This window comes from Bradyrhizobium sp. CFUWI, from assembly GCF_056429085.1.
In genome coordinates this window covers 1-254 of record NZ_JBWJZE010000341.1, presented here as the reverse complement: position 1 = coordinate 254, position 254 = coordinate 1, and the positions used below count along the sequence as shown (strand labels likewise).

1 pseudogene is annotated in these 254 nt (G+C 60.2%); it reads right to left on the bottom strand.

What is annotated here, in order from left to right:
* Positions 1-115 precede the first annotated feature (115 nt).
* A pseudogene (locus AC066S_RS40095) lies at positions 116-254 on the bottom strand (IS3 family transposase); the annotation flags it as partial.

Genomic DNA, 254 nt, shown 5'->3' with positions numbered 1-254 from the left:
GCAACGGGGCGGGACGCTGCGCTATGCCGAGGGCTCCGCGCCCCACCCCGTTGCTTCACCGAGCCCCATGGGCTCATATTCAACCAGGAATCTTCCCATTGCTGGATGAAGCGAGGGGCTCAGACCAATCGTTGTACGCGTTGACGTAGGCATCGATGTGTTCCTGAAGCTGCTTGAGGCTTGTGAAGGAGGTGCCGCTAAGTGACTGCCCCTGCAGGATCGAGAACCAGACCTCGACCTGATTGAGCCAGGAG